General features: G+C 70.2%; 14 protein-coding genes. 11 read left to right on the top strand and 3 right to left on the bottom strand.

Features of this window, described 5'->3' with window-relative positions; translation table 11 throughout:
- Nucleotides 1-11: 11 nt before the first annotated feature.
- The 9 genes from WH85_RS18460 (at nt 12) to argG (ending at nt 8346) form a co-directional block, all read left to right on the top strand.
- The gene (locus WH85_RS18460) at nt 12-452 is read left to right on the top strand and encodes a hypothetical protein (RefSeq protein ID WP_157411075.1); all 441 of its coding nucleotides are present in this window, start codon (nt 12-14) and stop codon (nt 450-452) included.
- A gap of 146 nt (nt 453-598) precedes the next feature.
- The gene (gene argC, locus WH85_RS18455) at nt 599-1600 is read left to right on the top strand and encodes an N-acetyl-gamma-glutamyl-phosphate reductase (RefSeq protein WP_045743147.1); all 1002 of its coding nucleotides are present in this window, start codon (nt 599-601) and stop codon (nt 1598-1600) included.
- Entirely contained in the window at nt 1597-2772 is a 1176-nt protein-coding gene (gene argJ / locus WH85_RS18450; RefSeq protein WP_045743146.1) for a bifunctional glutamate N-acetyltransferase/amino-acid acetyltransferase ArgJ, read from the top strand. The genes argC and argJ overlap by 4 nt, the downstream gene beginning before the upstream one ends.
- Entirely contained in the window at nt 2769-3644 is an 876-nt protein-coding gene (gene argB / locus WH85_RS18445; protein WP_045743145.1) for an acetylglutamate kinase, read from the top strand. The genes argJ and argB overlap by 4 nt, the downstream gene beginning before the upstream one ends.
- The gene (locus WH85_RS18440; protein ID WP_045743144.1) at nt 3641-4792 is read left to right on the top strand and encodes an acetylornithine transaminase; all 1152 of its coding nucleotides are present in this window, start codon (nt 3641-3643) and stop codon (nt 4790-4792) included. The genes argB and WH85_RS18440 overlap by 4 nt, the downstream gene beginning before the upstream one ends.
- Nucleotides 4789-5727: an ornithine carbamoyltransferase gene (argF, locus tag WH85_RS18435; RefSeq protein WP_045743143.1), complete on the top strand. Its 939-nt coding sequence runs from the start codon at nt 4789-4791 to the stop codon at nt 5725-5727. Before WH85_RS18440 ends, argF begins: the two co-directional genes overlap by 4 nt.
- On the top strand, nt 5724-6224 hold the full coding sequence (locus WH85_RS18430) for an arginine repressor (RefSeq protein WP_045743142.1): 501 nt from the start codon (nt 5724-5726) through the stop codon (nt 6222-6224). The genes argF and WH85_RS18430 overlap by 4 nt, the downstream gene beginning before the upstream one ends.
- Nucleotides 6221-7114, top strand: a complete 894-nt coding sequence (locus tag WH85_RS18425; RefSeq protein WP_045743141.1) for a hypothetical protein — start codon at nt 6221-6223, stop codon at nt 7112-7114. The genes WH85_RS18430 and WH85_RS18425 overlap by 4 nt, the downstream gene beginning before the upstream one ends.
- Nucleotides 7111-8346: an argininosuccinate synthase gene (argG, locus tag WH85_RS18420; protein WP_045743140.1), complete on the top strand. Its 1236-nt coding sequence runs from the start codon at nt 7111-7113 to the stop codon at nt 8344-8346. Before WH85_RS18425 ends, argG begins: the two co-directional genes overlap by 4 nt.
- 677 nt (nt 8347-9023) lie before the next feature.
- Here the strand turns inward: argG and dapE are convergent.
- Nucleotides 9024-10109, bottom strand: coding sequence for a succinyl-diaminopimelate desuccinylase (dapE, locus tag WH85_RS18415; RefSeq protein ID WP_045743139.1), 1086 nt, complete (start codon nt 10107-10109; stop codon nt 9024-9026).
- Between the two features lie 89 nt (nt 10110-10198).
- Between dapE and argH the strand changes: the two genes are divergently transcribed.
- Nucleotides 10199-11650 carry an argininosuccinate lyase gene (argH, locus tag WH85_RS18410; RefSeq protein WP_045743138.1) on the top strand — a complete coding sequence of 484 codons (1452 nt, stop codon included), beginning with the start codon at nt 10199-10201 and terminating at the stop codon, nt 11648-11650.
- 171 nt (nt 11651-11821) lie between these two features.
- On the opposite strand, the gene WH85_RS18405 is transcribed toward argH, so the two are convergent.
- Nucleotides 11822-12862, bottom strand: a complete 1041-nt coding sequence (locus WH85_RS18405; RefSeq protein WP_045743214.1) for a LacI family DNA-binding transcriptional regulator — start codon at nt 12860-12862, stop codon at nt 11822-11824.
- A gap of 134 nt (nt 12863-12996) precedes the next feature.
- On the opposite strand from WH85_RS18405, the gene pulA reads away from it, so the two are divergent.
- Nucleotides 12997-18426, top strand: coding sequence for a pullulanase-type alpha-1,6-glucosidase (gene pulA, locus WH85_RS18400; protein WP_045743137.1), 5430 nt, complete (start codon nt 12997-12999; stop codon nt 18424-18426).
- Here the strand turns inward: pulA and WH85_RS18395 are convergent, their stop codons facing one another.
- Nucleotides 18427-20817 (bottom strand): bifunctional diguanylate cyclase/phosphodiesterase, encoded by a 2391-nt coding sequence (locus WH85_RS18395; protein ID WP_045743136.1) that lies wholly within the window; start codon nt 20815-20817, stop codon nt 18427-18429.
- Nucleotides 20818-20825 lie beyond the last annotated feature (8 nt).

Genomic DNA, 20825 nt, shown 5'->3' with positions numbered 1-20825 from the left:
AGGTGCCGGCCGTGGACGACGAGCCGCACCGTGCCCTGGCCGAGGCTGTGCTGGCCGAGGCCAGGGCCCGCGCCGAGTGGCTGGCCGCCGGCGGCCCGGTGCCGTCGCTGCCGGACCGCTGGAGCGCGCTCTGGCGGGCCACCGTGCACCGCCAGGCCGACCTGGCCGAGCAGCCGGACCACGAGGCCGAGCGTGCCGTCCAGACCATGCTCGGCCAGCTCACCAGCCTCTATCACGACGCGCCGTGGTTCCGTGACGAGCCGGCCCTGCGCGACCGTGCGATAGCCGAGACCCTGCTCTTCACCACCGGCCTGGGGCCGGCGGTGCCCAGCCGCGCGGCGCAGGTCGCATGGATCCGCCGCGAGGGCATGCGTCCCGCGGACTTCGGTGGTGACGACCGGCGCTGGCTGGACGAGTGGAACGCCTGGGCCACGCATGTCCGGGCGTCCTGATCTCTCCACTCCGGCCGGCGCCGGAATCTTCAATGCCCGATATTTCGTAAATGGTATGGATGTTAAAGGTGGTTGCTAGGGCTGATGTGAGTTGATACGGTTCTCTGTATATTCATGCGGAGACCGCGCAGTGAGGAAATGTCAGCATGGGAATCCGGGTAGCGGTGGCGGGCGCCAGTGGTTATGCGGGGGGCGAACTGCTCCGACTGCTCGCCGGGCACCCCGAGTTCGACCTCGTGACGGCCACGGCACACAGTCAGGCGGGGTCCGCGGTCAGTGCCGTACACCCGCAGCTCTTCGGTCTCGACCTCACGCTCGCGCCCACCGAGGCAGCCAGCCTGAGCGACGCTGACCTGGTCTTCCTCGCCCTGCCGCACGGGCAGTCGGCGGCCGTCGCGGCGCAGCTTCCGGCCGGTGTCAAGGTCGTCGACCTGGGTGCCGACTTCCGGCTGGAGAGCGCCGAGCAGTGGACCCGCTACTACGGTGGCGGGCACGCCGGCACCTGGACCTACGGCCTGCCCGAGCTGCCCGGCGCGCGGGACGCCATCGCGCGGGCCGACCGGGTCGCCAACACGGGTTGTTATGCGGCCACGATCATCCTGGCGCTGGCGCCGCTGATCGCGGCCGGTGTGGCCGACCCGGAGGACGTTGTCGTGGTGGCGAGTTCGGGCACCTCCGGCGCCGGCCGCAGCGCCAAGGTGAACCTGCTGGCCAGTGAGGTGATGGGTGACCTGTCGCCCTACAAGGTCGGCGCCCACCAGCACGTCGCGGAGATCAAGCAGGCCACCGGGGCGGCGTCGCTGTCGATGACGCCGGTGCTGGCGCCGATGCCGCGCGGCATCCTGGCGACGGTCACCGCGCGCCGGCTCAACGGCGGCGACCCGCGGGAGGCGCTCGAGGCGGCCTACGCCGACGCGGCGTTCGTGCACGTGCTGCCGGAGGGCGTCTGGCCGCGCACCGCGTCCACCGCCGGTTCCAACTCCTGCCACCTGCAGGCCACCGTGGACATCGACTCGGGCCGCATCATCGTGGTGAGTGCACTCGACAACCTGGGCAAGGGCGCGGCCGGCCAGGCCGTGCAGAACGCCAACATCATGTTCGGTCTGCCGGAAACGACAGGCCTGAGTGTCTTCGGAGTAGCGCCGTGACCGTCACCTCCCCCAAGGGGTTCCGTGCCTCCGGCGTCGCCGCCGGGCTCAAGGCCAGCGGCAACCCCGATGTCGCCCTCGTCGTCAACGACGGCCCCGACTACACCGCGGCCGCGGTCTTCACCGGCAACCGGGTCAAGGCCGCCCCGGTGCTCTGGAGCCAGCAGGTTCTCAAGGGCGGTGTGGTCCGCGCCGTCGTCCTCAACTCCGGTGGCGCCAACGCCTGCACCGGATCGCAGGGTTTCCGCGACACCCACGCGACCGCCGAGCACACCGCGACCGTTCTGCGCACGGTCGGCCCGAAACCGATGATGGTCGGCCCCGGCGACGTGGCGGTCTGCTCGACCGGTCTGATCGGTGAGCTGCTGCCGATGGACAAGCTGCTGCCCGGCGTCACCGCCGCGGCCAAGGCGCTCGACACCGCCGGCGGCGACCGGGCCGCCACGGCGATCATGACCACCGACACGGTGGCGAAGAACGCGGTCGTCACGCGGGACGGCTGGTCGGTCGGCGGGATCGCCAAGGGCGCCGGCATGCTGGCCCCGGCCCTCGCCACCATGCTCGTCGTGATCACCACGGACGCGTCGGTGGACAACGAGACGCTCGACACGGCGCTGCGCGCGGCCACCCGGGTCACCTTCGACCGGATCGACGCGGACGGCTGCATGTCGACCAACGACACCGTGCTGCTGATGGCGAGCGGCGCGTCCGACCGGGCGCCCGGCCTGGAGGAGCTGACCGCCGCGGTCACCGAGGTCTGCCACGACCTCGCCCAGCAGCTGATCGGCGACGCCGAGGGCGCCACCAAGCATATCGCCATCCAGGTGCAGGGCGCGGCGAGCGAGGCCGACGCCGTGCAGGTGGGCCGGGTCGTCGCCAACAACAACCTGGTCAAGACGGCACTGTTCGGCAACGACCCGAACTGGGGGCGGATCCTGGCCGCGGTCGGCACCACCAGCGCGGCGTTCGAGCCGGACCGGATCGACGTGGCGATCAACGGGGTCTGGATCTGCAAGGGCGGTGCGGCCGCCGAGGACCGGTCGAAGGTCGACCTCTCCGGGCGGGACGTGACCATCACGATCCACCTGCGCGAGGGGGAGATGGACGCGACGATCTGGACCACCGATCTCTCCCACGCGTACGTGCACGAGAACTCGGCGTACTCGTCATGAGTCTCGTCTCGAAAGCGGAGAAGGCCGAGATCCTGATCGAGGCGCTGCCGTTCCTGGAGCGTTTCCACGGCACCACCATCGTGATCAAGTACGGCGGCAACGCCATGATCGATCCCGAGCTGCAGAAGGCGTTCGCGGCCGACATGGTGTTCCTGCGCCACGTCGGGATCAAGCCGGTCGTCGTGCACGGCGGCGGCCCGCAGATCAGCCGGATGCTCAAGCGTCTCGGCATCGAGAGCGAGTTCCGCGGTGGCCTGCGCGTCACCACCCCGGAGGCGATGGACGTCGTCCGGATGGTGCTGACCGGTCAGGTCGGCCGGGAACTGGTCGGCCTGATCAACCAGCACGGCCCGCACGCCGTCGGCCTCTCCGGCGAGGACGCCCGCCTGTTCACCGCGGTCCGCCGCGGCGTGCTGCTCGACGGCGAGGAGGTCGACCTCGGCCAGGTCGGCGACGTCGACAAGGTCGACACCTCGGCGGTCGACGACCTGATCGCGGCCGGCCGGATCCCGGTCATCGCCACCGTCGCCCCGGACGCCGCCGGCGTGCCGCACAACGTCAACGCGGACACCGCCGCCTCGGCCCTGGCCGTGGCGCTCGGGGCCCGCAAGCTGATCGTCCTCACCGACGTCCCGGGCCTGTACACGAACTGGCCGGACACCTCCTCGCTCACCTCGGAGATCAACGCCGAGGAGCTGGAGAAACTGCTCCCCACGCTCGAGTCGGGCATGGCACCCAAGATGGAGGCGTGCCTGCGCGCGGTCCGGGGCGGGGTGCCGGCCGCGCACGTCGTCGACGGCCGGGTCGCCCACTCGACTCTGCTCGAAGTCTTCACGGAAGAAGGTTCCGGAACCATGGTGGTCCCGTCATGACCCTGGTCGATCGTTGGCAGCAGTCGATGATGAACAACTACGGCACCCCGTCGATCGGCCTGGTCAAGGGTGAGGGCGCGGTGCTCACCGCGGAGGACGGCACGCGGTTCGTCGACTTCCTCGGTGGCATCGCGGTGAACGCACTCGGCCACGCCCACCCGGCCGTGGTGGAGGCGGTGACGCACCAGATCCAGCAGCTGGGTCACGTCTCCAACTTCTACGTCGCCGAGCCGACGGTGGCCCTCGCCGACCTGCTGCTGGCGCTGGCCGGACGGTCCGGCCGGGTGCTGTTCTGCAACTCGGGTGCGGAGGCCAACGAGGCCGCCTTCAAGATCTCCCGGCTGACCGGCCGCACCCACATCGTGGCCACCGACGGCGCCTTCCACGGCCGGACCATGGGTGCGCTGGCGTTGACGGGTCAGCCGTCGAAGCAGACGCCGTTCCTGCCGCTGCCCGGAGACGTCACCCACGTGCCCTTCGGCGACGTGGAGGCCCTCGAAGCCGCTGTCACCACGGAGACCGCCATGCTCATCCTGGAGCCGATCCAGGGTGAGAACGGCGTCGTCCTGCCGCCATCCGGATATCTGGCGGCAGCTCGCGAGATAACCACTAAAACGGGCACGCTGCTGGTGCTGGACGAGGTACAGACCGGTATCGGGCGCACCGGCCACTGGTTCCACCACCAGAGCGAGGGCGTCGAACCCGACATGGTCACCCTGGCCAAGGGCCTCGGCGGCGGCCTCCCCCTGGGCGCCTGCATCGCCTTCGGCCCCACGGCCGACCTGTTCACCCCCGGCTCGCACGGCAGCACCTTCGCCGGCAACCCGATCTCCTGCGCCGCCGGTCTCGCGGTCATCCGTACGATCGCCAGCGAGGGCCTGCTCGACCACGTCAAGCGGGTCGGCGAGCAGCTGCGCCGCGGCATCGAGGGCCTGGGGCACCCGCTGGTCGAGCACGTCCGGGGTGCCGGCCTGCTGCTCGGGATCGTCCTCACCCAGCCGGTCTCCGCCGACGTGGCCGCCAAGCTGCGCGACGCCGGATTCCTCGTCAACGCCCCGAAGCCGGACGTGATCCGGCTCGCCCCGCCCCTGATCATCTCCTCCGATCAGGCGGATGCCCTGATCGCTGCCCTGGACGGTATCCGGTGACCACCCGACACTTCCTCCGCGACGACGACCTCTCCCCGCAGGAGCAGACCGCCGTCCTCGACCTGGCCGCCGAGATGAAGGCGAACCGGTTCGGCTTCACGCCGCTGGCCGGCCCCCACTCGGTCGCGGTCTTCTTCGACAAGGCCAGCCTGCGGACCCGCCTGTCGTTCGAGGCCGGCATCGCCGAACTGGGCGGACAGCCGATCATCGTGGACACCCAGAACACGCACTTCGGCCGGGGCGAGAGCCTGGCCGACGCCGGCCGGGTCGTCTCCCGGTACGTCTCCGCGATCGTCTTCCGGACCCACGGCGACGAGCGTCTCGCCGAACTGGCCAGCGGCGTCGACGTCCCGGTGATCAACGCGCTCTCCGACGGATACCACCCGTGCCAGCTGCTCGCCGACCTGCTGACGGTCCGGGAACGCTTCGGTTCCACGGCCGGCCGGACGCTCGCCTACGTGGGTGACGCCGCCAACAACATGGCGCACTCCTACCTGATCGCGGGCGCGACCGCCGGCATGCACGTCCGGGTGGCCGGCCCGTCCGGCTTCGACCCGGACCCGGCCGTCGTCAACCGGGCCGCCGAGATCGCGGCGTGGACCGGCGGATCGGTCGACGTGGTGCGTGACCCGCGCGAGGCAGCAGACGGGGCACACGTGCTCGCCACGGACACCTGGACGTCGATGGGGCAGGAGGAGGACGGGAAGGACCGGTTGACGCCGTTCCGGCCGTACCAGATCAACAAGGACCTCCTCGCGGTGGCCGCCCCGGACGCGATCGTGCTGCACTGCCTGCCGGCGCATCGCGGCGATGAGATCACCGACGAGGTGATGGACGGCCCGCACAGCGCCGTCTTCGACGAGGCGGAGAACCGGCTGCACGCCCAGAAGGCGCTGCTGGCCTGGCTGCTGGCGAAGAACACCGACGAGAGATGAGCGCACCGGTGACCCGCGCGGGGCGGCACGCCCGGATCGTGGAGCTGATCCGCACCTGGACCGTGCGGTCGCAGACCGAACTGGCCGAGATGCTCGCCAGTGAGGGCGTCCAGGTCACCCAGGCCACGCTCTCCCGGGATCTGGAGGAGCTGAACGCCGTCAAGGTCAGCGGCGCCTACCTGATCCCGGAGGACGGCAAGCGCCCGCTGCGGGAGACCACCGGTCAGGGCCCGGCGCGGCTGATCCGGCTGCTCAAGGAGCTGCTGACCGGGGTGGACTCGAGCGGCAACATCGCCGTGCTGCGCACTCCGCCGGGCGCCGCGCAGTTCCTGGCCAGTGCACTGGACCGGTCGGGTCTGTCGGATGTGGTCGGCACGATCGCCGGTGATGACACGATCTTCGTAGTGGCCCGGGACAACGGGCCCACGTCGGGTGCGGCCCTGGCCGAGAAGCTCGGCAACTGGAGCCGGTCGGAGAACGAGGAGAACCACCGATGAGTTTCGCACCCGCGGTCGAGGCCCGGTTCCCCGACTTCGCCGATCACACCGACAAGCTCGTCGGGCACGGCGTGGAGTTCTTCCTCGCCTCCAACGACACGCTGCGTCCCCAGTTCAACGAGACGCCGTACGGCCACAAGCTCACCTGGCTGGACTTCACCGACACCACCGAGAAGGACTGGTCGACCCGGGACTTCCTGAACTTCTTCAACGTGATCAACGGGATCGCGTTCGGTGACCGGGGCATCCCGATGCCGCAGTGGGTGATGGTCGACCTGATCCTGATGCCGGCCGCCGCGGTGATCGCCGGCCTGCCGCAGGACGAGTTCGCCGCGATGGTGGAACGGTCCACGTTCCGTTTCGACACCGACGTCAAGCAACTGCTCCACAAGGTCCAGCAGGACATGCGGGACAGCGGCTACCGCGGTCCGGTGCCGGTCGGCGGCTACTGTGCCGCGCCGTCCGCCGAGCCGGGGCGCTGGGTCGGCTGGTCGCTCTGGTCGCTGATGCCGGCGGTCGGACTCGGCAAGGCGGCCAAGGCGCTCGCCCTGTCGGCGTACCGCGCGCAGAAACTCGACGGCGTCACCCAGTACGACAACAGCGCCCTCAAGGTGCACACCGAGTTCGGCGCGTTGAAGATCCTGGTGGCGACCGTCCCGTTCCACACCTCGCCCGGGTCGTTCGTCTATCAGAGTGACCTCACCCTCCCCGCCGGGGGAGAGCTGCCCGAGCCGACTTTCCTGCTCGATCCGTTCGACTACAGTCGCCAGCGGGCGATGCAGAAGGACATCGAGGCGGGACGCTGTGAGTTCTATGTCCTGCAGCCCGGCCACGTCCGCCGGGACGGTAAGACATATGTGCCGATTCTCGAAAAGGAACTGCCCCGATGACCAAGCGCAAGATCGTTCTCGCCTTCTCCGGTGGCCTGGACACCTCCTACCTGCTCGTGAAGTTCCGCGAGCAGGGCTGGGACGTGATCACCGCCAACATCGACACCGGTGGTCTGCACAGCGGTGAGGGCGAGGCCGTCAAGGCCCGGGCCGAGGAGCTGGGCGCCGTCGAGCACCACGTCGTCGACGCCCGCGCCGAACTCTACGACCGCGTCGTCACGTACGCGATCCAGGCCAACTACCTGCGCAACGGGGCGTACCCGTCGTGTGTCGGCGCGGAGCGGCTGATCCAGGCGGAGAAGGTCGTCCAGGTCGCCCTCGAGGTCGGCGCGGACGCCGTCGCCCACGGCTCGACCGGCGCCGGCGCCGATCACGTCCGCTACGACGCGGTGATCCGGGCCCTCGCCCCGCACCTGGAGATCGTCACGCCGGTCCGCGACGAGCGCGCCACCCGCGAGGAAGAGACCGACTTCCTGCGGTCCCGCGGCTACGCCGTCAGCGACAAGGTCAAGAAGTACTCGATCAACGAGGGCCTGATCGGCACCTCGATCGGCGGCGAGGAGACCTACGGCAGCTGGGAGTACCTCCCCGAGTCGGCCTGGACCTACACCAAGTCGATCGACGAGGCACCGTCCGAGGGCGTCGAGCTGCTGATCTCGTTCGAGCAGGGCGTGGTCACGGCGGCTTCCGTGAACGGTGGCGACTCTCTCGTCGACAAGGACGCCCCGAACTTCGCGATCCTGCAGGCGCTCAACGTCCTCGGCGGCGAGCACGGCGTCGGCCGCGGCATCCACATGGGTTCGACCATGGTCGGCAACCTGGCCCGCGTCGGCTTCGAGGCCCCGGGCATGCTGATCCTCATCGCCGCGCACCGTGAGCTGGAGAAACTCGTCCTCTCCAACCGTCAGCAGGCCACCAAGCAGACACTCGGCACGACCTACGGCGACCTGCTCCACGAGGCTGTCTACTTCGACCCGATCATGGACGACTTCCGGGCCTTCCTGACGTCCAGCCAGACCCGGGTCACCGGCGCCGTCCGCGTCAAGCTGCACAAGGGCAACATCGTCCTGCTCGGCAGCAGGAGCCCGTACAGCCTGCTCGACGCCGCCACCCGCGCGGGCGTCGTCTACGGCCACGGCTCGTCGCTCTGGACCGGCGAACAGGCACGGGCGTTCGCCCACATGTATGCCACACCAGGGACGATCGCTCGCGCTGCCGGAAACCCCTCATAGGGTACGAACCGCACCTGCCACCAGGGTCACACCTTCCTGGAGCTGCGGGCGGGGCGGGCCATGTGCCCACTCCCGCCCGCTGCGGCCCCGCCGGCTCCGATCACACCAAGACGTGGGAGATCCGGGTCCTCTCCGGGCGCAAGGCGTCGTCTCGTCTCCGGGCGCAACGTGTCGTCTCGTCTCCGGGCGCAAGGCGTCGTCTTCAGGGCGCAACGTGCCGTCTCCAGGTGCTGGACACGTTTCGTGGTCAGTGTGCGAAGCCCGTCCGCGTGGTGACTTCAGCCGCGCCAGGCGCCTTCACTGTCACCACAGCGAACGGGGTGTGTTGATTTGCGGCGCGCTGCGCGCCCGAAGTCACCACGGCTGACGGGGTGTGTTGAGTTATGGCGCGCTGCGCGCCCCAAATCAACACGGCTGACGGGGTGTGTTGAGTTAGGGCGCGCTGCGCGCCCGAAGTCGCCACGGCTGACGGGGTGTGTTGAGTTATGGCGCGCTGCGCGCCCCAAATCAACACGGCTGACGGGGTGTGGTGATTTGAGGCGTGGAGAGCGCTACGTGCCCAAGTCACCACACGGCCGTTGTCCACGAAACGTGTCCAGCCGTCGTCAACCCGGCGCAAGGCCGGGAGGGGCCGGCCCGCATCCGGTCCGATCCCACCGACGAGCGGCGACCCGGACTCAGGAGAGCCAGGTGGTCAGCACTTTGAGGGCCTGCCGGACCTCGGCGGACGGCACGTGCTCGTGGTCGGTGTGCGCCAGCAGCGGGTCGCCCGGCCCGAAGTTGACCGCCGGGACGCCCAGGGTCGCGAAGCGGGCCACGTCGGTCCAGCCCAGCTTGGGTGCCGGGGTCCGGCCGACCAGGTCGACGAACTCCTTGGCGGCCGGCTGCTCCAGGCCCGGCCGTGCGCCCGGCGCCGCGTCGGTGACCTCGAGCTCGAAGCCGGCGAACACCTCCCGCAGGTGGGCCTCGGCGGCAGCCACGTCCCGGTCCGGCGCGAAACGGTGGTTGATGTGGATGGTGCACAGATCGGGGATGACGTTGCCGGCGATCCCGCCCTCGATCTTCACCGCGTTGAGCCCCTCGTGATATTGCAGGCCCTCGACGACCGGCTGCCGCGGCACGTAGGCCCGGAGCACGTCGAGCACCGCCCCCGCGCTGTGGATCGCGTTGCTGCCCCGCCAGGACCGGGCGGCGTGCGCGGCCGCCCCGGGCACCGTGATCTTGATGCGCATGGTGCCCTGGCAGCCGCCCTCGACCGTGCCGTCGGACGGCTCACCGAGGATCGCGAAGTCGCCGGCCAGCCACTCGGGATGGTTGCGCACCAGGCGGCCCAGGCCGTTGAGCTTGGCCGCGACCTCCTCATGGTCGTAGAACACGTAGGTCACGTCGTAACGCGGCTCGGCCAGCGCGGCGGCGAGGTGCAGCATCACGGCCACGCCGGCCTTCATGTCGACGGTGCCCCGGCCGTGCAGGATCTCGTCGTCGCCCGTGCCGGTGGTGGTGACCGGAAGGTTGTCCTTGATCGGGACGGTGTCGAGGTGGCCGGCGAGCACCACCCGGGTCGGCCGTCCGAGGCTGGTGCGGGCCACCACGGCGTCGCCGTCACGCAGCACCTCGAGGTGCGGGAACGCCGAGAGGGCGGACTCGACGGCGTCGGCGAGCTGTTTCTCCTCGCTGCTGACCGACGGGATGTCGCAGATGGCGCGGGTGAGGGCGACCACGTCGCCTGTCAGGTCGAGGCCGGTGGGATCGAGGCTGCTCATGTTGCAACTTTATCATGCTGATAGTATTTTTATGCAGCCAGGCCTCACGCTATGCATGAGGCTCTCAGCGATAGGGTCAGGGAAATACAGTGAGCGACCGAGGAGACGGTGTGCCGGAGAGCGACGAGCCGACGCGGCTCTGGGGAGCGCGTTTCGCGGGCGGCCCGGCCGAGGCGCTGGCCCGGCTGAGCGTGAGCGTCCAGTTCGACTGGCGCCTGGCGCCCTACGACCTGCTCGCCTCCCGCGCGCACGCCCGGGTCCTGGCCAACGCGGGCCTGCTCGACGCCGACGAGCTGGGCAGGATGCTCGCCGCGCTGGATGACCTCGACGCCGCCTGCGCGGCCGGCGAGTTCCGTCCCACGATCGAGGACGAGGACGTGCACACCGCCCTGGAGCGGGGGCTGCTCGAGCGCCTCGGCGCCCTCGGCGGCAAACTGCGGGCCGGCCGGTCCCGCAACGACCAGGTCGCCACCGACCTGCGGCTCTACATGCGTGACCACGCCCGCGGCGTGGCCGTCGCGCTGATCGAGCTGGCCGACGCGCTCACCGAGCAGGCCTCCCGCAACGTCGACACCCCGGCGCCGGGCATGACCCACGTGCAGCACGCGCAGCCGGTCAGCTTCGGCCACTGGCTGCTCGCGCACGTCCAGCCGCTGCTGCGCGACCTGGAGCGTCTGCGCGACTGGGACGTCCGCACCGCGATCAGCCCCCTGGGCTCCGGCGCGCTGGCCGGCTCGTCCCTGCCGCTCGACCCGGCGGCCGTCGCCAAGCAGCTCGGCTTCACCGCCCCGGCGGCCAACTCGATGGACGCCGTCGCCGACCGTGACTTCGTCGCCGAGTTCCTCTTCATCACCTCGCTGATCGGCGTGCACCTGTCCCGCCTCGGCGAGGAGATCGTCCTCTGGACCTCGACCGAGTTCGGCTGGGTCGAGCTCGACGACGCCTTCGCCACCGGGTCGTCGATCATGCCGCAGAAGAAGAACGCGGACATCGCCGAGCTGGCCCGCGGCAAGAGCGGTCGCCTGGTCGGCGGCCTGGTCGCGGTGCTGACCATGCTCAAGGGTCTTCCGCTCACCTACGACCGGGACATGCAGGAGGACAAGGAGCCCGTCTTCGACGCGGTGGACACCCTGGAGCTCCTGCTGCCGGCCCTGGCCGGGATGATCTCCACGATGACCGTCCGGGTGGACCGCCTGGCCGCCGCCGCACCGGTGGGCTTCTCGCTGGCCACCGAGGTCGCCGACTGGCTGGTCCGCAAGGGCGTGCCGTTCCGCGACGCCCACGAGATCACCGGCAAGCTGGTGGCCCTCTGCTCGGCCCGCGACTGCGAGCTCGAGGACGTCACCGACGACGACCTGAAGACGGTCAGCGAACACCTCGACCCGTCGGTGCGCGAGGTCCTGTCGGTCTCCTCGGCGCTGGCCGCCCGCACCACGCCGGGCTCCACCGGTCCCGGCCCGGTCGCCGACCAGCTCGCCGTCGTGGAGCACAAGCTCGACAACTGGCGTCAGTGGGCCGTCGAGCAGGTCGTTCCCCGCTGAGTCCGGCTGTCACACCCCGGCGGTGACGTGCCGCCATGCCGTTCGCGCTTCCCGTGTCCTGAGCCTCCGAGGTCAACCCGCGCCGTGGTGGCATTCCCGCCCGGCCGATACACCCGGATCCCCAGGCACGGGAGGCCAGGCAGGTAGCCGCCGACCGGGGCCGATGCGGCCCTAGGCGGGCGCTGCCAGGGACGCGTGGGCCGGTGCGATGGCTGTCGAGTTGCGCACGACGAGTTCCGGGTGGAAGAGGTATTCCGAGTGTGGCGCCCCATGCCCGTTGATCTCGTCGACCAGGGAGCGCACCGCGGCCACCGCCATCGACGTCACCGGCTGGCGCAGCGTGGTCAGCGGCGGGTCGGTGAACGGGATCAGCGCCGAGTCGTCGAAGCCGACCACTGACACGTCCTCCGGCACCCGCAGTCCGCGGCGCCGTGCGGCCCGGATCGCACCGAGCGCCATCATGTCCGAGGCGCAGACGATGCCGGTCACGCCCTGGGCGAGCAGCCGGTCGGCGGCGACCTCGCCGCCTTCCACGCCGAACAGGGTCAGTGAGATCCACGAGTCCACGTCGGCGCCGGAGAGGCCGGTCTCCCGTTCCATCGCGGCGCGGTAGCCCTGGATCTTGCGCTGGGTGTTGACGAACCGGTTCGGGCCGGAGATCAGGCCGATCCGCCGGTGGCCAAGTGCGAGCAGGTGGGAGACGGCCAGGTCGCCGGCGAGCCGGTCGTCGCAGGACACGAAGGGCGCCTCGAGGCCGGCGGCGAAGCCGTTGACCAGCACGATCGGTAGTGGACGGTCGAGCAGCCGCTGGTATCGGGACCGGTCGGAGGTGGTGTCGGCGGAGAGGCCGGACACGAACACGATGCCGGAGACCTGCCGGTCGAGGAGCATCTCGACGTATTCGTCCTCGGTGACGCCGCCGGGGGTCTGGGTGCAGAGCACCGGCGTGTATCCGTGCTGGGCCAGCGTCGACTCGATCACCTGCGCGAACGCCGGGAAGATCGGGTTCTCCAGCTCGGGGACGACCAGGCCGACCAGGCCGGCGCTGCGCTTGCGGAGGCGTTCCGGGCGTTCGTAGCCGAGGACGTCGAGCGCGGTGAGCACGGCCTGCCGGGTCTCGGTGGAGACGCCGGGGCGGTCGTTGATGACCCGCGACACCGTCGCCTCACTGACCTGGGCCTGTTTGGCGATATCGGCCATTCGCGCACGCATGGTCCCACTGTAGTGCTCGGCGGTCTGCCCCGGCACGGCGCTGAAAGGCCTTCCAAACGCTGCAAGGGATTGCTAACGTCCCGGCAACAGAACCGATACGCGATTGTCTATGTCTTCGAATCGGAAGGTGCGTTGTGGCGCCGAACCTGTCCCGACGCGGCCGGCTGGGTGCCGCGCTGCTCGGTCTCCTTCTTCCCGTGATCGCCGTTCCCGCCGCCGCGACCGCGGAGCCGGCCGCAACAAAGGCCGCAACAAAGGCCGCGGCAGGGCCCGCGGCAGAGGCCGCAGCAAAGGCCGACCCGAGCGCGGCAGTGATCGCCTCCTGGGGCTCCGACCGGCCTGACCGGCCGTCCGGCGGTGAACAGTTCTACTTCGTCCTGCCGGACCGGTTCGCCAACGGCGACCCGCGCAACGACACCGGCGGCTTGACCGGCGACCGGCTCACCACCGGTCTCGATCCCACCGACAAGGGCTTCTACCACGGTGGTGACCTGAAGGGTGTGATCGACCGCCTCGACTACATCCAGGGGCTGGGCACCACCGCGATCTGGCTCGCCCCGGTCTTCGAGAACAAGCCGGTGCAGGGGACGGGTGACGACGTGTCAGCCGGGTACCACGGGTACTGGATCACCGACTTCACCCGGGTCGACCCGCATTTCGGCACCAACGCCGATCTGAAGCTTCTGGTCGGGCTGGCGCACGCCCGGGGCATGAAGATCTTCCTGGACATCATCGTCAACCACACAGCCGACGTCATCAAATATGCGGAAAACTCTTACGCGTACGTGGATAAGTCGGAGAAGCCCTATGTGGACGCTGAGGGCCAACCGTTCGAGGATCGAAACTACGCGACCGCGAAAACCTTCCCACCGATCGGCAAGTTCCCTTATACGCCGATATATCCGCAGGCCTCGGATCGGACGGCCAAGACCCCGGCCTGGCTCAACGACGTCACGATGTACCACAACCGCGGCGACTCCACCTTCGCCGGAGAGAACAGCGAGTACGGCGACTTCTACGGCCTCGACGACCTGTTCACCGAACGCCCCGAGGTCGTCCGGGGCATGACGAAGATCTACGCCGACTGGATCGGTGACACCGGCATCGACGGCTATCGCCTGGACACTGTCAAACACTCCAACCTGGAGTTCTGGCAGCAGTGGGCGCCCGGCATCGAGGCGGCCGCGACGAAGGCCGGCAAGAAGGACTTCTTCATGTTCGGCGAGGTCTACAGCGCCGACCAGGAGATCGAATCGACCTACGTCCGGCGCGGTGGTCTGCCCGCGACGCTGGACTTCTCGTTCCAGGAGACGGCGAAGGGCTTCGTGACCGGGGCGAGCCCGGCCACCGCCCTGCAGGGTCTGTACGCCGAGGACGACCTCTACACCGCTCGGGACACCGGCGCGGACCGTCTGCCCACTTTCCTCGGCAACCACGACATGGGCCGGATCGGGTCGTTCATCGCGGCTGCCGCATCCGCCGAGACGCAGCTCAAGCGGGATCAGCTGGCGCACGAGCTGATGTTCCTGACCCGCGGCCAGCCGGTCGTCTACTCCGGTGACGAGCAGGGCTTCACCGGGCCGGGCGGTGACCGGGACGCCCGGCAGGACATGTTCGCCAGCCGGACCGCGGAGTACCTGGACGACGACCTGATCGGCACCGACCGGACGCACGCGGTGGACAACTTCGACACCGCGCATCCGGTGTACCGGACCATCGCCGGCCTGGCGAAGCTGCGGAGGGCGCATCCGGCGCTGGTCGACGGCGTGCAGGTCACCCGGTACGCGGCCGAGGGGCAGGGCGTCTTCGCCACCTCCCGGTTCGACCGGTCGAAGCGGACGGAGTACGTGGTCGCGGTCAACAACGCGACCACCGCGCAGACCGTCACGTTCCCGACGTCGACCACCGGCACGTTCACCGCGATCTACGGGAACAACGGAAGGATCGAGGCGAACAACAGGATCACCATCACGGTCCCCGCCCTATCAACTGCGGTTTACCAAGGCCAAAAGGTAAAGATCCCCACAGAAACACCCACGATCGCCCTCACCGCACCCCGGGACACCACCCGCGCCGAGATCGTCGCGGAGACCGGAACCACCGACCCGCTGGCCACCGTCACCTTCGCCGCCCAGGTGGCCGGCGGCGCGTGGCAGCTGCTCGGCACCGCGACCAGCGCCCCGTACCGCATCCACCACGACCTGACCGGTCTGGCCGGCAACACCGAGGTCCGATACAAGGCGGTCGTCCGGGACAGCCGGGGCCGCCTCGCCGAGGCCACCACGAAGATCGCCGTCGGCACCCCGGCACCGACCACCTCAGCCGGGTACGCGGTGGTCCACTACCAGCGTCCGGCGGGCGACTACGACGACTACGGCCTCTACGTCCGGGGTGACGTCGACCCGTCGATGACGACCACCTGGCCGGCCGGGCAGCCGTTCGCCGGCGAGGACTCCTACGGGCGGTTCGCGTACGTCAAGCTCAAGCCCGGCGCCCGGAGTGTCGGCTTCATCGTGGTGGACAAGGACGGGGTGAAGGACGTCGACGCCGACCGGACGATCGACGTCGGCGCTCACCCGGAGATCTGGTTGAAGCAGGGTGACCCCACGATCCACGAGTCCGCGGATCCCGGCCCACCCGCGGACGATTCGACAGCGGTCATCCACTGGCGGCGTGCCGACGGGAACTACGACGGCTGGGGTCTGCACGTCTGGTCCGGTGCCGCGAACCCGACCGACTGGGCGAGCCCGCTGCTCCCGTCCCGGATCGACTCCTACGGCGCGGTGTTCGAGGTGCCGCTGGCGGCCGGGGCGACCTCGCTGAGCTACATCCTGCACAACGGCGACACCAAGGACCTGCCCACCGACCAGTCGCTCGACCTCGCCCGGGCGGGACACGAGGTGTGGCTGCTGGCCGGTCAGGAGACGCGTCTGTTGCCGCTGGTCAAGACGGTGGCCGGGGCCGGCGAGATCGACGTCGCGAAGTCCCGGGCGGTCTGGATGGACCGGTCGACGATCGCCTGGAAGACCGGCACCGGCAGCACCCTGGAGCCGGTCGGCGCGAACACCGACGGCAGGGTCTACGACCTGGTCTGGTCGCGGACCGGCGGCATCGGCGTCGCCGGTGGGGAGCTGACCGGCGCCTACCGGAGTGCCCGGCTGTCGGCCCGCCGGACCGGGATCACCGAGGCGCAGCGGGAGCGTTTCCCGCACCTGTGGCAGCACGGCGCTTTCACGCTCACCGGGAAGAACGACGTCAAGGACATCCTGCGCGGCCAGGTCGTGGTGACCGAACGCGACGCCGACGGCAAGCTGCTCTCGGCGACCGGCGTGCAACTCGCCGGGGCGCTGGACGACCTCTACGCGCCGGCCGCGGACGCCACGCTCGGCCCGCACGGCGACACCGTGTCGGTCTGGGCGCCCACCGCGCAGAACGTCGACCTGGAGCTCCACCCCGGGGCGGTGGCGATGACCCGCGACGACCGGACCGGAATCTGGTCGGCACGGGCCCCGGCCGGCGCCGAGTACACGTTCCGGGTCACCGCCTGGCAACCCGCGTCCGGCCGGATCGTCACGGCATCGGTCTCCGACCCGTACTCGACGAATGTCTCGACCGACTCGGCCCGCAGCCGCCTCACCGACCTGACCGACCCGGCGCTCGCGCCGGAAGGCTGGAAGACCCTGCGCAAACCGGCCGCCCAGGCGTCCGCGAAGGCGCAGATCTCGGAGCTGTCGGTGCGGGACTTCTCGATCGCCGACACGACGGTCTCCACCGAGAAGCGGGGAACCTTCGAGGCGTTCACCGATCCCGGGACGGCGGGGATGACGCATCTCGCCGCGCTCGCCGGATCCGGCGTCACCCACCTGCACCTGCTGCCGGCCTTCGACTTCGCCACCATCCCGGAACGGCGCGCCGATCAGCAGCGTCCGCCCTGTGCCCTGGCAGCGCTGCCGCCCGATTCCGATCAGCAGCAGGACTGCATCGCGAAGGTCGCGGCCACCGACGGATACAACTGGGGATACGACCCGCTGCACTACACGGTCCCGGAGGGCGGCTACGCCGTCGACCCCGACCAGCGCATCCGTGAGTTCCGCTCGATGGTCACCGGGATCAACAAAGCCGGCCTGCGCGTGGTGATGGACGTCGTCTACAACCACACCGCGGCGGCCGGGACGGACCAGAAATCGGTGCTCGACCAGATCGTGCCCGGTTATTACCACCGGCTGCTGGACGACGGCTCGGTCGCGGACTCGACCTGCTGCGCGAACACCGCACCGGAGAACACCATGATGGGCAAGCTGGTCGTCGACTCGGTCGTCACCTGGGCGAAGGCGTACAAGGTGGACGGTTTCCGTTTCGACCTGATGGGCCACCATCCGTTGGGCAACATCCTGGCGGTGCGCAAGGCCCTGGACAGGCTCACCCTAGCCCGTGACGGGATCAACGGCAGAGACATCCTGGTGTACGGGGAAGGCTGGAACTTCGGAGAGGTGGCGGACAACGCCCGTTTCGTCCAGGCGTCCCAGACCGAGCTGGCTGGCAGTGGCATCGGCACCTTCAACGACCGGCTGCGCGACGCGGTCCGGGGCGGGGGACCGTTCGACGAGAATCCGCGGGTGCAGGGCTTCGCCTCCGGTCTGGCCGGCGCCCCCAACGGCGACCCGGTGAACGGCACCGCGGCCGAGCAGCAGGCCCGTCTGCTGCACCAGCAGGACCTGATCAAAGTCGGTCTGTCCGGGAACCTGGCCGGCTACCGCTTCCCGTCCTCGGTGACCGGCGGGACCGTCCGCGGCGATCAGGTCGACTACAACGGCGTGCCGGCCGGGTACACCGCGGCGCCCGGCGAGGCGATCACCTATGTGGACGCCCACGACAACGAGATCCTCTACGACGCCCTCGCCTACAAGCTGCCGCAGGGCACCACCGCGGCCGAACGGTCCCGGGCCCAGTCGGTGGCGCTGGCGACCACCGCGCTCGGGCAGGGCGCCGGATTCGTCACCGCCGGCAGCGAGCGCCTGCGGTCCAAGTCGCTCGACCGCAACTCCTACGACTCGGGGGACTGGTTCAACGAGATCCTCTGGGACTGCGCGGCCGGCAACGGGTTCGGCAAGGGCCTGCCGCCGCGGGCGGACAACGAGACGAAGTGGGGGTACGCCCGCCCGCTGCTGGCCGACCCGGCCCTGAAACCGGACTGCGCCACGATCGGGTCGGCCGACGCCCGCTACCAGGAGTTGCTGCGGATCCGCCGGTCGTCGCCGGTGTTCGGCCTGCCGACCGCCGCCGAGGTGCAGAAACGGCTGTCGTTCCCGGCCGCCGGCACCCCCGGGGTGATCACCATGCGGCTGGACGGCCGGGGCCTGGACCGGCAGTGGCAGTCGATCACCGTGGTCTTCAACGCCACGCCGTCGACGGTCACCGAACGGGTCCCGGCGCTGGCCGGCAGGAAGGTCGCCCTGCACCCGGTGCAGGCGGCGTCCGCGGATCCGCTGGTTCGCACCTCGTCGGTCACCGACGGGGTCCTCTCCGTCCCCGGCCGGACCGTGGCGGTGTTCGTCGAGAAGTGATCACACGGTGGCGGCCGAGAGCCGGGCGGCCAACTGCTCGGCCGGCTCCGGCCGTCCCATGAAGTAGCCCTGGGCGAACTTGCAGCCCATCATCGTGAGCAGGGTGAACTGCTCGGCGTCCTCGACACCCTCGGCCACCACCCGCAGGCCGAGGGTGTGCCCCAGCTGCAGCACCGCGGTGAGCAGCTCCTGCTGGCGCAGGTTGCCGACCAGCCCGGTGATGAACGACCGATCGATCTTGAGGACGTCGACCGGGATGTCCCGCAGATAACCCAGCGACGAATACCCGGTGCCGAAGTCGTCGATGGCGATCCGGACGCCGAGCGCGCGCATCTCCCCGAGCCGTTCCGAGGTCACCGCGATGTCGCGCATCATCACCGTCTCGGTCAGCTCCAGCACCAGGCAGTGCGGGGAGAGACCGGTCTGCGCCAGTACGTGCCGCACCTGATCGACCAGGTCCGGCTGTTCCAGGTTGGCGGCCGACAGGTTGACACTGACGAACGCGGGCGCGGTCCGCGGATCCTCCTCCTGCCATCCGCGGACCACCCGGCACGCCTCCATCAGGATCCACCGGTCGATGTCCACGATCATGCCGGTCTCCTCGGCCAGCGGGATGAACGAGCCCGGCGCCTGCAACCCGCGCTGCGGGTCCTGCCAGCGGACCAGCGCCTCCACACCGACCATCTGCGAGCCCGGCATGTCCACCACCGGCTGCAGGTGCACCCGCAGTTCGCCGCGCCCGACCGCGGCCCGCAGCCGGGCCTCCTGATCCAGCCGGCGCAGCAACTGCTCGTGCATGCGGGTCTCGAACACGCAGAACCGGTTGCGTCCCTGCTCCTTCGCCGCGCACATGGCCACGTCCGCGTTGCGCACCACCTCGTCGGCGTCCGCCGCGTCCGACGCGTCGACCACCGTCCCGATGCTGACGGTGAGCTGCGCCTGCCGGCCGTGCAGCAGGAACGGGCGGGACAGCACGTCCATGCAGTCGCGGGCCACCGCCTCGGCGAGCGCCGCGTCGGCCGGCTCCAGCAGCACGGCGAACTCGTCGCCGCCCAGCCGCGCCACGGTGTCCTGCGGCCGGACCAGCGCGGCGATCCGTTCCGCCGCGGTCCGCAGCAGCACGTCGCCGTTGTTGTGCCCGAGGCTCTCATTGACCCGTTTGAAGCCGTCCAGGTCGAGGTAGAGCACCGCGATCCGTTCACCCGCCGACCGGGTCCGGACCAGCGCGTGCTCCACCCGGTCCAGCAGCAGCTTGCGGTTGGGCAGACCGGTCAGCCCGTCGTGCAGGGCCTGATGCCGCAGGTCGAACTCGAGGGCCCGCTGCCGGCTGACGTCACGCAGCACGATCACCGCGCCGATCGGCCGGCCGTCCTTCTCGATGGCGCTGACCGTGTACTCGACATGCACCGCCGTACCGTCGGGGCGCTGCACCCGGGCCTCGCGGGTGCCCACCGTGAGCGTCTCGCCGGGTTCCGGCAGCAGGATGGTGGCCTCCCGTTGCAGCAGCCCGTGCACGCCGAGGCCGGTGATCCGCCCGGCCGCCTCGTTGGCGAACGCGATCCGCCCGGCGCCGTCCACGCCGCAGATCCCCTCGCCGGCGTTGGCCAGGATGCTGTCGGTGTACTCCTTGGCCAGGATCTCCCGGGCCGACCGGTCCAGCTGTTCGGCCATCGCGTTGAACGCCCGGGCCAGCCGGCCGATCTCGTCGCGGCCGTCCGGCGGCACCCGGTGCGTGTAGTCGCCGCTGCGGATCACACCGACCGCGCCGGTCAGCGAGGTGATCCGGCGGGTCACCGAACCGCCGACCAGGAAACCGAGCAGCAGCACCAGGCCGGTGGTGACGAGCGCGCTGACCAGGATGATCATCTGGGCGTGCCGGGCGCCGCCGACCATCTGTTCGTACAGCGGGGTGTACTCCAGGATGATCGCGCCCAGGGTGATGCCGGCCGCGGTGTACAGCGGCACCACCGCCTGCTTGACGGTCCCGCCCTCGACGAACACCCGGGGTGTGCCGTCGGCGATGGTCGCGGTCACCTGGTGCCCGGTGTCGCCGCGGTACACCGAGCCGACGGTGGTGGCGTCGACGTCGGCGATGATGTACTCGGCGTAGTCGACCACCAGCAGGTCACGGTGCTGCACGGTGTGCATCCGCTCGAGATAACGCTGCAGCGCGGTCGGCGTGTAGTACAGCGGCGACGGGATGTCGTTGGCCTCGGCGGTCGGATAGCCCTGCGCGATGTCCAGCGCCACCGACTGGGCCAGCTGCACGGCCTCCTGGGCGGCGGCCCGTTCAGCCGACGCCTGCTCGGCGTGCCAGGCGATCAGCGCGGTGGCCGCCACCAGGAGCGCCACCAGCAGATATCCGCCCAGCAGCTTCTGCCGAACCGTCATGCGCACCT

The sequence above is a fragment of the Actinoplanes rectilineatus genome (genome assembly GCF_000962825.1).
Taxonomy (GTDB): Bacteria; Actinomycetota; Actinomycetes; order Mycobacteriales; family Micromonosporaceae; genus Actinoplanes; species Actinoplanes rectilineatus.
The sequence above is the reverse complement of the archived record's forward strand: the minus strand, read 5'-3'. Positions and strand labels throughout refer to the sequence as shown.